The sequence below is a fragment of the Mycobacterium sp. ABE4_509 genome (assembly GCF_056160785.1).
Window position 1 is genome coordinate 1 of record NZ_JBSWXU010000164.1, and the last position, 11,394, is coordinate 11,394.

Genomic DNA, 11,394 nt, shown 5'->3' on the forward strand with positions numbered 1-11,394 from the left:
GAAGTGGGAATGACACTAACTGGAAGGGTCCCCATACCACCCGGGCCCGCAACGGTTTTGTTTTTCTTTTCTGTTTTGTCGTTGCTTTTCGTCCCTTTCACCGCCCGTTTTGTCCCCGTTCCCCCCCCCCACGCCGAAATCACCGGGAGGAGGCCGCCAGGGCGAGGACGTCCTCGGCCGTTGGCGGACTGGCCGGATGGTGCGACAGGCACCACGGCGCGACGATGCGGTGGAACGCCTGCCCTTCGGTGGCCAGGTAGAAGTTGCCCGCCCGCAGCCTGCTGATGTCGTTGACCAGCCCCCCTTTGGCGCGCGCCATTTCGCGGGCCGACTCGATCTGGGCCGGCGCGTTGAGTAGGCCGTAGAACTGGGTGGCGGCATTGCCCGGGATGCTGTTGTCCAGCGCTTTGGGGTGCTGGGTGGCGAACACCAGGCCCAGACCGTACTTGCGGGCCTGCGAGGACAGCGCCAGCGTGCTGCGTTTGCAGGCGGTGAATCCCTTCGACGGGGCCAGCGTCTGCGCTTCGTCCATCACGAGCAGCCCACCCAGCGGGCGTTCCCCGGCCGGATTTCGTTTGATCCACGCGAACAGCGCCATCTGCAACTGGTTGACGAAGCTCTGGCGTTGCTCCTCGGAGGTCAGCCCGATCATGCTGATCACCGACACCCGGGCGCGGTAGCCGTCGGCCGGGGTGAGCAGCACGCCGGGGTCGGCCGGGGTGCCCGAGCCGCCGAACAGCGGATCGTTGACCATCGCGGCCTGCAGGTTCTGGGCGAGGTCGGCAGCGATCCTGCGGCCGTCGGCCAGGCCGCTGACGTCGTCGGGCAGGTCCTCGAGCAACCCGATGAACCCAGGCAACGTCGGCGATTCAGTTCGTCCGTAGTGCTGCAACGCTTCTCGTAACACCGCGCGAGAGCGGGTGGCCTTCTGGGTCTGCCCGGAGATCAGCGCCCGCGGCTCCAGCGCCGCGCATGCCGACTCCACCGCGTCGTTGAACTCGTCCGGATCGTCGAGAACGCTGGCGAAGTCGGGCAGCGGCTGGAACGCCAGCGGGCAGCCGTTGTTGCGCCGCGGCGTCCAGATCCGCACGTCGGTGTCCTGCAGATACTGCGCAGATCGGGCGTCGTCGGAGCGACGCCACCCGTCGGGCCGCTGCGGCCAGGCGGTACCCAACCTCGACAGGTCGTGGTTGGGGTCCAGCACGATGGACGACACGCCACCCAACGCGCATTCTTCGACGAGGCGGCGGATCAGCACCGTCTTCCCGGACCCGGATCCGGCGAACACGGCGATGTGCTTACGCAGCGCCGACAGCTCGACCGTGACCGGCTCATCTGTGTGCAGGTCGCGACCCAACGGAATCGCATGCTCGGGCATCTCGACCGGCGCATCCTCGACCGGCTCGGGCTCGGGTGTGGCAGGCTCGACCGCCGGGCGCGGCGCCTCGAGCTCGCCATCGGTGGGCGCGTATTCGCCACCGAGCGCCTGGCGCAACAGCAGCAGCCCGTGGGCCGGACGGTGGGCACGCAGCCAGCCGGGCAGATCCGGATGGTCATCGGCCATCAGGTCGCGCAGCGCAATCATCGTGCGCAGGTCGTCGTCGCTCAGCGCGAGGGTGCGCGCACCGGCAGCATGGACCTCCTCGATCAGCGCGGCCGTCTTCGGGCCCGTCGGCCACGGGGTGTTGCGCAGGAAGAACAACTGACGGCGATCCGATCCGGCACGCAACCCCGTTGCCGTGGCGGCCTTCTGGACGCGGCTCTGCGCCGACCGCGCGTTGCTCGCTGAAATCGCCCGGAATGCCCAGTGCCGTTCGTCGTCGGTGACAGCGTCCAGGCTCTGCCGGAGCCGGCCGTGCAGTACGACGTGCGCGCCCGGTGGCGGGTCGCACACGAACGCCGGATCCCCGTCGCGCTCAGCGATCCACGCCGCGAGAACCGCTCCCAGCAACTCCGGCACCGTGACGTCCTCGCCTTCGTGGTCGAGGGCGGCCGCCGGTACCGCGCGGCGCCGGTACTCGGCGAAGTCGCGATCGAGCTTCGACGTTTCGGCGGTACTCGCCTCGGCCGGTTGGGCTTCCCAGGCGGGCGAGCGGTCGGAGGCGAGGCGCTCGAGTTCGACGACGTCGCCGTGGCGCAGGCATTCCCGCACGTGGGTGTCGGCCCGGATCAGCAGCTGCCGGGGTGTGTAGTCGCGGGCGTCCTCGAACGCGGACGCCAGGATCGGCCAGCTCTGATAGGGCGGGTGAAACCCCACCGAGGCGTAGCCGGCGCCGAACCGCCGTTCCAGGATCGCTCGGCCGACCCCCGCGGTCGGCAACGGGGCCAGCGGGGCGGTCACCCGGAACCGATCAGCGACGCTGGCGGTGGCCCGGTGCTGCACGCTCTCCCACACTGCGGGCAGGCACGCCACCACCGACACCGTGCGCCGAGTGGTCTGGCGCAGCGCCATCAACCCGTGCGCGACCTCCTCGAGCACGCTGTCGCCGCTGTGGTCGGCTTCGCCGGTGCGCGCCATCGACTGGGCCAGCAGCGTGTCGATCTGGTCGATCGCGAGCACCGCCGGGCCGGCCACCGCCACCAAGCGGGACAGGTCACGCACACAGTCCTGGGCCGACTGCGGCGAGCTGCGCAGCCCCCAGCGGGCGCGGTCATCGCTGCCGATCTCGTCGCTGTCCTGCAGATAGGCCTCGCCGATGTCGTGGGCGGTCAGGTCGGCCGCGCCCAGCAGCACCAACGCCCGCAACACCTGATGACACCGCCGCACCGGGTCTTTGCGCGCGGTCACCAGCGCGTTGACGAAACAGTTGAGGGTCTCGGGTTCGAGATCGTCGTCGCCGATGATGGCGCGCCGGTCGGCCCGCGAGATGTGCGCGATCGACGACAGCTCCCACAGCAGGTCTTTGAGCTGGGTTTCCCGTTCAGCACCCGGCCGCCCGAGACTTTCCAGAACGCCGTTGCGCACCGACTCCCAGAAGCTCGCCGCGTCGAGCAGTTCGATGACGAAGAAGTATCCGCCGCCTGCCTGCACGCGCTCGCGGATCTGTCCCAGCAGGTGGGTCTTACCAGAGCCGGCCTGCCCGCGGATCACGACGCCCAGCGGCGTCGACGCCGGTTCGCGCAGGGCGTCGCCGAACGCGTCGAGCACGTCGTCGATGGCGTATTCATTGAGGCCGCTGACATGGTTGGCCTGCGTGCGCCACAGGTCGTCGGAGGTGGGCGCCCAGGTCAGGCGCAGGGCGGCGAGTGCGTCGCGCTGTGCGGTGTCCATCATGGTTCGATCGCGATCAGGTGTTTGGGGCGGTCACCGATCACCACCGCAGCAATGCGGTCGGCGTCGGTCAGCGTCTTCTGGTCCTCCTCCGGGATCAGGGTCACCCCGCGAGTGCGGAACAGGGTCTTGAGCGCGACGTCGACGTCGTCGCGAGCCACGTCGAGTTCGGTGCGCAGCAGGGCCAGCGGTACCCAGCCACCGGGCCGGGTCGCGAGCCGATGGTAGGCCGACCGGATCCGGTCCTCGACACTGGTGGGATCGGTTTCCTGCCGGTTGTCAGCGGGCCAGAACACTTCGCCCAGGCTCAGGTCAGACCGCTGCAGGTAGCGGTCGAGGGCACCGAGCACGGTGTAGAGCGCCTTGGCCGGGCCGGTGGACCGCGGCGGGGGCCCGGCGGTGACGATGTCGCGGCACAGCGCCCAGCCGCGGTCGGTCAGTTCGTGGACGTATCGGCGGTTGACCCGCTCGGATTCGATCAGACCGAGCCGGTTGAGCTTGTCGCGGCCGGGCTTGTCCAGCGCCGGGCCCAGCACGGCGAGCTCCGGGTTGGGCACCGGCCGGGACTCGGCCATCAGCACCATGAGCACGGCTCTCTCGGTTCCGGTCAGATCCGTGGGCGTCACACTCACATAGCCAACTTAACGGCGTGCGGCAGGATTGCGTTCGGCATGGTCGACGGTGAGGACACTCCAGGGACGTCGCGGCGCCCGCACATCGTGCGGCTTGCGCTGTTCGCGACGGTCCTCGGCGGGCTGTTCTATCTGGTCGCGGTGCAGCGTGTCATCGACGTGGAGTACGTGCGCGGGTTGGTCGCCTCGACCGGCCCGCTGGCGCCGCTGACGTATGTGGTGGTGTCGGCGCTGCTGGGCGCGGTGCTGGTGCCCGGGCCGATCCTGGCTGCGGGCAGCGGTTTCCTGTTCGGGCCGCTGGTGGGGACGTTCGTGACGCTGGGTGCGGCGGCGGGCACGGCCGTGCTGGCGAGCCTGGCGGGCCGCCGGGCCGGTAGGGACAGCGCCCGGGCGCTGCTGGGGGCCGAGCGCGCGGCGCGTGTCGACGAGCTGATCGAGCGGCGCGGATTGTGGGCGGTGGTCGGGCAGCGTTTCGTCCCCGGTGTCAGCGACGCGCTGGCCTCCTACACGTTCGGGGCGTTCGGGGTGCCGGTGTGGCAGATGGCGGTCGGCTCGCTCATCGGGTCGGCTCCGCGGGCGTTCTCCTACACCGCGGCGGGTGCGGCGATCGGCGAGTTCTCGGCGCCGCTGGCGATCGCCGCGGTGGCGGTGTGGTGCGCGACGGCGGTGATCGGGGCGTTCGCCGCGCACCGCGGGTGGCGGGCGTGGCGGGCCCGCCGCTGAGGTCGTCGCCGCGGGTAACCTCGCCTGCCATGGGCATCGTCTGGACCGACGAGTTCCGCCACGCCCTGGATCTGCTGGCCGCTGGCAGCCACGCCTTCGTCACCGGGAAGGCGGGTACCGGTAAGTCGACGCTGATCCGGCGGTTCCTCGCCGAGACCGACCGCAATGTGGTGGTGGCCGCGCCGACGGGGATCGCCGCGCTGAACGTCGACGGCTACACGATCCACCGGCTGTTCGGATTCCGCAGCACCACCACGCTCGACGACATCGGCCGGGACTACCGGCCGGGGCGGTTCGCCAAGACGCTGGCCGCGCTGCAGACGCTGATCATCGACGAGGTCTCGATGGTGCGCGCCGACGTGTTCGACATGGTGGCCGCGGCCCTGGCGCGCTTCGGCCCGCAGCCGGGCAAGCCGTTCGGGGGTGTGCAGATCGTCCTGGTCGGTGACCTGTACCAGTTGCCGCCGGTGGTCGGCGAGCACGACAGCGCTTTCTTCGCTGGGCGAACCGCGCGCTACGAGACGCCCTATTTCTTCTCGGCTCGCAGCTTCCGCCGGGACGACTTCCCGACGGTGTCGCTGAGCACGGTGTTCCGCCAGCTCGGCGACGACCGGATGACCGCTATCCTCAACGAGATTCGGGAAGGTGTGCTGCTCGGGCACGCCCAGGAGCAGCTCAACGCCCGCGCCGACGCCGGCTTCGTACCGCCCGACGACGAGTTCTGGCTGACCCTGGCGCCGACCAACCGGCTCGTCACCGCACGTAACCGCCAGCATCTCGACCGGCTTCCCGGCGATGAGATGGCGCATCGTGCAAGGGTTTCCGGCGATCTTTCGCTGTTCGACCCGCCGGTCGAGGAGACCCTGCGGTTCAAGGTCGGTGCGCAGATCATGATGCTCAACAACGACCAGACCGACCGCTGGGTCAACGGTACCCTCGGCCGGGTCACCGGTGTCGGTTACGACCGGCACGGCGCGGTGGTCGAGGTCGAGTTCCACGACGGCACCTGCGCCGAGGTCAGCCCGTTCACCTGGGAGGCGACCCGGCCGGTCGCCTCCGGCGGTTCGCTGACCCGCGAGGTCGTCGGTTCCTACACCCAGCTTCCGTTCAAGCCCGCCTGGGCGATCACGATCCACAAGAGCCAGGGCCAGACGTTGGACCGGTTGGTCGTCGACCTCACCGGTGGCATGTTCTCCACCGGGCAGCTCTACGTCGCGCTGAGTCGCTGCACGTCGCTGGCCGGCCTGGTGCTCAAGAGGCCGGTGCTGCCCAGGGATCTCAAGACCGACCGGCGCATCGCCCGCTTTCTGCGCGGCTCGGCCGGCCACCGGGGCGTGCGCCGCTTCTGCGCGATCGGGATGCTGACGGTGGGCGAGGAGGGCCGGATGTCGCGCCCCAGGCCGGTGGAGTTCGCGGTGGCCTTCGACGACGGCACCGCGGTGTCGACGCTGATCAACCCGCAGCGCGACCTTGCCGATGCCCGGAAGGCGTTCGGAATCAGCGTGTCCGACGTGTTGCTGGCCCCGACGTTGGGTGAGGCGTGGGCGGTGATCGCACCGATGCTGGCCGGCTGCACGCCGGTGGGTCCCGGGGTCGACGAACAGCTCGGCCTGATCGACTTCGAGCTCAAGCGGCTGGGTTACGTGACGGCGATGCCGCTGGGGGTCGAGCTGGGCTCGGTGCCGGTGTCTGGGTCGACCGCGCTGCAGCGGGCACGACGGGCGCTCGAGGCGCACACCGGCACCGATGCCGACGACGGAGCCGGCGCCTTCGACGAGCCCGAACCGGCAGCTTCGATGTCGGGGCTGTTGGTCAGCCGCGATGACGCGGTGGCCACGCCGGCGGCCGATCATCTGCCCGCGTTGTCGGCGCTGTTGCGGGTCAGCCGCGACGTGGGCGCGGTCCTGCTCGGCACCGCGCCCGCCGGCGGCGGCACCGATGCGGGGTGGGATGCCGCGGCCCGCCGGTCGGTGGTCGATCAGTTGCGGGCAGCGGTGTCCCGGGTGCGGCTGCCGCCGGAACTGCTCGACCGGCTGAGCGCGGCCGAGAACCTCTTGGGCATCGAGATATCCTCCGGAGCAACTTTTCTCGAAACTGACCGGATCGAGGAGGTGCTGGTTTCGGGCGCGCGGATCTGCTTCACCGGGACCGCGCAGGATTCCGCGGGGCGCGTCGTGGAACGCCGGGAGATGGAGGAGTTGGCCCGATCGGCGGGTCTGGCCCCGGTCGCGTCGGTGTCCAAGACGCGGTGCGATGTGCTGGTGACCGCGGAGGCCGGCACCCAGTCGGGCAAGGCGCGCAAGGCCCAGGAGTACGGCAAGCCGGTGTTCGGCGCGGACGAGTTCCTCTCCTGGCTCGCCGCCCGCCCGCTGCCGTAGTCGGCGGGTGCGATCATGGCGGGGTGTCCGGGTCTGTGTCCAACGCCTTCGCCTCCGACAACGCCGCGCCGGCGCATCCCGCGGCCCTCGACGCGCTGCACCGGGCCAATACCGGCTCGATGGCGTCCTACGGGGCCGACCCCGTCACCTCCCGCGCCGCCGAGGTCGTCAGGAACGCCTTCGACTCCCCCGGCGCCGAAGTGCTGTTCACCTTCACCGGCACCGCCGCCAACGTCATCGCGCTGGCCGCAGCCGTGCGGCCGTGGCAGGAGATCCTGTGCAGCGACATCGCGCACGTGCTGGTCGACGAGGCGGGCGGGCCGGTGCGGCTCTCCGGTGCGCAGCTCACCCCGCTCGCCAGCGACGACGGCGTGATCGACCCCGACGTGCTGGCCCGCCGGGTGCTCGGCCGCAGCGAGGTGCACCACTCCCAGCCGCGCATCGTGACGGTCACCCAGTCCACCGAGAACGGCCGGGTGTGGACGGCCCGGGAGATCGCCGGGTTCATCGACCGCGCCCACGCGTTGGGCCTGCTGGTGCACGTCGACGGGGCGCGTATCGCCAATGCGGTTGCCTCGCTTGGGGGCGACCCGGCCGAGGCGGTCGGCGACGCGGACATCGTGTCAGTCGGGGGAACCAAGAACGGCATGCTCTTCGGCGATGCGATCCTGGTGCGCCGCCCTGAGTTGTTCGACGGCATCGGCTTCGTCCAGAAACAGATCGGGCACCTGACCAGCAAGCAGCGCTACGTGGCGGCCCAGTTCGAGGCGATGTTCCGCGACGGCCTGTGGCTGGCGACCGCCGCGCACGCCAACGCGATGGCCACCCGGCTCGGCGCGGGGATGACCGCGCTGGGACTGCGGCTGGCCGCCCCGGTGCAGGCCAACGAGGTGTTCGTGGTGCTCGATCCCGACACGCATCGCCGGGTGGCCCGGCGCTATGCGGTGCACCAGCCCGATCTCGGCTCGCCGGTGGTGCGGTTCGTCTGTTCGTGGGCGAGCAGCGACGCCGACGTCGAAGGCGTGCTGGCTGTCCTGCGGGCCCCGGTGGTCTGAGCGTCGTCGCTCAACCGCTGAAGATGCCGCTGATGCCTCCGTACACGCCGAGTCCGGCCGTGATCACGATGACGCTGGCGACCACGATCCGGTAGGTGCCCTTGAGCCGGTATTGCTCCGGCAGCACCCGGCAGGCCAGCACGTAGAGGAAACCGAGCACGATGGGGAGCAGCAGGGCGTTGAGCACCTGCACGGCAATGCTGAGATTGACCAGGTTGAGCCCGGACAGCACGAACGCCGCCCCGACGATGAGGATCACCAGATAGACGATGTAGAAGGCGGGCGCCTCCTTCGGGTTTCCCGATAGCGACCGCGGGTAGCCGAGCACTTCGCCGAGCCCCCATGCTGCGGTGAGCGACACCACGATCGCCGCCACCATCGCTGCGCCGACGAAGCCCAGGGAGAACAGGATGGTGCCGGCGGTCTCACCCAGCAATGGGGTCAGGGCCCCGGTGATGTCGCCGATGGTGTCCAGTGTGTCGCCGGGATTCTCCTTGCCTATCGTGGCGGCGACAGCGATCAGCACTGCAGCCATGATGAGTTGGGTGACGACCGCTCCGACTGCGGTGTCGATCCGGCTGGCTTTGAGGTGCTCTGGGCCCAGACCTTTGTCGACCACGGCCGACTGCTGGTAGAAGACCATCCACGGCATGATTACCGCGCCGATGTTGGCCGCGACCAGATAGAGGTATTCGGGGTTGGCCAGCGGTTGGTCTGTCTGCGCCGCGGCGATCTCACCGAGACGGGGTGCGGCGTCGATCATCACCACGAAGAATACGAGCTCGAAGGCCCCGAGCAGCACTGCGACCCGTTCGACGGAGCGGTAGGAACCGGTGAGCACGACCGCGGCCAGGAACACCGTGACGGCGAGCACCGACACCCATGTCGGGATTCCGAAGATCTGGCCGACGCCGGCGATTCCGGCGAACTCGGTGATGATCGCCCCGGCGCACGCCACCAGCAGGGTGCCGACTGAGAACCAGGCCCAGAACGGCCCGAATCTCTCTCGGATGAGCTCGCCGTGGCCACGTTTGGTGACCAATCCGAGCCGCACGGTCAGCTCCTGGGCGATATAGAGGATCGGCATCAAGATGAACTGCAGCATCAGCAGCCGGTAGCCCCACTGCGCGCCGCTCTGCGCGGCCGTCACCACGCTTCCGGCGTCGGTGTCGGCGAGCATGACCACGATGCCCGGACCGAATACGGTCAGGATGGTCACCCATCCCGGGCTCCGCGACTTGGCCTGCTCGGCGCCGTCGGCCGGATCCGCCTGCGGCAGCGGCGAAGCGGGAGCCTCCGGCCGGTCGTCGCTCACCATATTCTCCCATCGCCGCCGAGTCGCAATTCAGCGAAATCTAGCATGGCTAGGCTAGCCTTGCTTAGCTACCATCTTGCGGACTCCACCCTCAAAATCGGTGCAGCGGCGACAGACTGGCGATGCCCGGCGCGAAGACCGGGCATGGGCCCGTGGGCAGTCACCCATGCGCCAGCCGTTGCCGAAGATGAGTCGATGCGGATAGCCTCTTGCGCATGTCGAAGTCGAACTCCGCGGACAACAGCACATTCCACATGCTGCTGCGGCGGCAGGTACGCCGCGAATTCACCGCCTCCCAGCAGTACACCGCGGTGGCCATCTACTTCGACGCATCGAACCTCCCCCAGCTGGCCAAGCGTTTCTACACCCAGGCCACCGAGGAGCGCAGTCACGCAATGATGATGGTCCAGTATTTGCTCGATCGAAACCTCGAGGTCCGGATCGACGGTCTCGACCCGATGGTCTCCGAGTTCGATTCGGTGCGCGACGCGGTTGCGCTGGCGCTGCGCCAGGAACAGGACGTGACCACACAGATCACCGAGCTGTCGAAGGCGGCCCGCAGCGACGATGATTTCCTCGGCGAGCGGTTCATGCAGTGGTTCCTGCAGGAGCAGGTCGAAGAGGTAGCCAGTATGAGCGCGCTGCTGTCGGTAGTGGACGCCGCTGCCGGCAACATGTTCGACCTCGAATCCTACGTCGCGCGTGAGCTCAATACTCCTGCCCCCCAGGCTGATCCGACGGCGCCGAGGGTGGCCGGAGCCGGACTCTAGCCGGGCCCGCCGTTCTTGCGTATCACGTACATGGCCTGGCCGGGGATGCGTAGGATGCGGATCCGTCGGGGCGTGCCGAAACCGGCCGCGCGCAGCCAGCCGTACAACCGTTGCGGCGGGTGCACCTGGGCGCCGGAGCTCAGGTAGACGAACAGCCCGAGCACGTTCGCGGCGGCCGACGTGCGGCGGCCCGGTTCGGCGAAGGCGTCCATGACGGCCAGCACCCCGCCGGGGGCGAGGGCGTCGCGGACTCTGCTGAGCAGTTCGACGCTCTGGTCGGCGCTGAGGTGGTGCAGCAGGTTGAAGCACAGCACGGCGTCGTATCCGGTGCCGAGATCGGCGGTGGTCGCGTCCCCGTCGCGGTGGACGACCCGGTGCTCCAAGCCCGCGCCGGCGATGATCTCGCGGCCGATCGCGCTGCTGCCGGGCAGGTCGAGCACGGTCGCGGTCAACTGCGGGTGGCGCTGACAGAGCTGCGCCGAGTACCAGCCGTGACCACCGCCGATGTCCAGCAGTCTGCGTGAATCGCTGGTTAGCCTAACCTTTTTCGCAACCTCGCCGGCGCTGAGCCGGGCCAGCTCCAGCTGACCGTAGATGTAGCGCCGCCAGTACGGGTCGTCGGCTGGCGCGTCGTGGTGTCCGGTGGGTTGTCCGGTGCGGGTGACCTCGTCGAGCGCCGACCACCAGGACCAGTAGTCCGACGCGCCGGCAACGTAGTGCGCGACCCCCAGCGGGGAGTCCGGATCCAGCCAGCGGCGCGACGAGCGGCGCAGCCGGTAGCGGCCGGCCCGCACCCGCACGTGCCCCCCGGACCGCAGGCAATCGAGCAGCAGCCGGGTCGGCACCGGGTCGAGTCCCAGGTCAGCGGCCAGTTCAGCGACGGTGGCGGGTCGCCGGGCCAACCGGGCGGTCACGCCGGTGCGCACCGCGGCGATGACCACCGCAGACAGTGCCATCCCGCCCCACGCCTCGGCGGCAGCGACCGGCACGATGCCGGCCCGCAACGCCAGCCACTCGACGGGGTTGGCGCCGCGCAGAGCAAGCCTCACTTTTTGCGACCTTCCGTCACCGAATTTACTACCATGTCAACGTTGTATCCCGCGCTGACTCTTGAATTTCGGTCGCCGCGCGCGCGGACCTGAGGAGAAACCGACGATCACCGCCCGCACCCGCACCGCACCCCGGCTCGTCGTCGGCCAGGCGCGGGCGCTCGTCGTCGCGGGGCATGCGGGCCCGTCGCTGGCCATCGC

8 protein-coding genes are annotated in these 11,394 nt (G+C 69.6%); 4 read left to right on the forward strand and 4 right to left on the reverse strand.

Going from position 1 to position 11,394, the window contains the following annotated elements; all coding sequences use genetic code 11:
- Positions 1 to 139 precede the first annotated feature (139 nt).
- On the reverse strand, positions 140 to 3,271 hold the full coding sequence (locus ACXAID_RS24265; RefSeq protein WP_475024743.1) for a helicase HerA domain-containing protein: 3,132 nt from the start codon (positions 3,269 to 3,271) through the stop codon (positions 140 to 142).
- Positions 3,271 to 3,903, reverse strand: coding sequence for a hypothetical protein (locus tag ACXAID_RS24270; RefSeq protein WP_475024736.1), 633 nt, complete (start codon positions 3,901 to 3,903; stop codon positions 3,271 to 3,273). Before ACXAID_RS24270 ends, ACXAID_RS24265 begins: the two co-directional genes overlap by 1 nt.
- Positions 3,904 to 3,942: 39 nt before the next feature.
- Between ACXAID_RS24270 and ACXAID_RS24275 the strand changes: the two genes are divergently transcribed.
- Genes ACXAID_RS24275 through ACXAID_RS24285 form a run of 3 tightly spaced genes read left to right on the forward strand, consistent with a single transcriptional unit; the run spans position 3,943 to position 8,059 of the window.
- Positions 3,943 to 4,626, forward strand: coding sequence for a TVP38/TMEM64 family protein (locus tag ACXAID_RS24275; RefSeq protein WP_475024737.1), 684 nt, complete (start codon positions 3,943 to 3,945; stop codon positions 4,624 to 4,626).
- A 29-nt stretch (positions 4,627 to 4,655) separates the two neighbouring features.
- Positions 4,656 to 7,004, forward strand: coding sequence for an AAA family ATPase (locus ACXAID_RS24280; protein ID WP_475024738.1), 2,349 nt, complete (start codon positions 4,656 to 4,658; stop codon positions 7,002 to 7,004).
- A gap of 23 nt (positions 7,005 to 7,027) precedes the next feature.
- Entirely contained in the window at positions 7,028 to 8,059 is a 1,032-nt protein-coding gene (locus ACXAID_RS24285) for a threonine aldolase family protein (RefSeq protein ID WP_475024739.1), read from the forward strand.
- A 10-nt stretch (positions 8,060 to 8,069) separates the two neighbouring features.
- Here the strand turns inward: ACXAID_RS24285 and ACXAID_RS24290 are convergent, their stop codons facing one another.
- Positions 8,070 to 9,374 carry an NRAMP family divalent metal transporter gene (locus tag ACXAID_RS24290; protein WP_475024740.1) on the reverse strand — a complete coding sequence of 435 codons (1,305 nt, stop codon included), beginning with the start codon at positions 9,372 to 9,374 and terminating at the stop codon, positions 8,070 to 8,072.
- 215 nt (positions 9,375 to 9,589) lie between these two features.
- Between ACXAID_RS24290 and ACXAID_RS24295 the strand changes: the two genes are divergently transcribed.
- Positions 9,590 to 10,144: a ferritin gene (locus ACXAID_RS24295; protein WP_475024741.1), complete on the forward strand. Its 555-nt coding sequence runs from the start codon at positions 9,590 to 9,592 to the stop codon at positions 10,142 to 10,144.
- On the opposite strand, the gene ACXAID_RS24300 is transcribed toward ACXAID_RS24295, so the two are convergent.
- A complete protein-coding gene (locus tag ACXAID_RS24300) occupies positions 10,141 to 11,193 on the reverse strand; it encodes a methyltransferase (RefSeq protein ID WP_475024742.1) in 1,053 nt (350 codons plus the stop codon). The genes ACXAID_RS24295 and ACXAID_RS24300 overlap by 4 nt on opposite strands.
- Between the last annotated feature and the right edge of the window lie 201 nt (positions 11,194 to 11,394).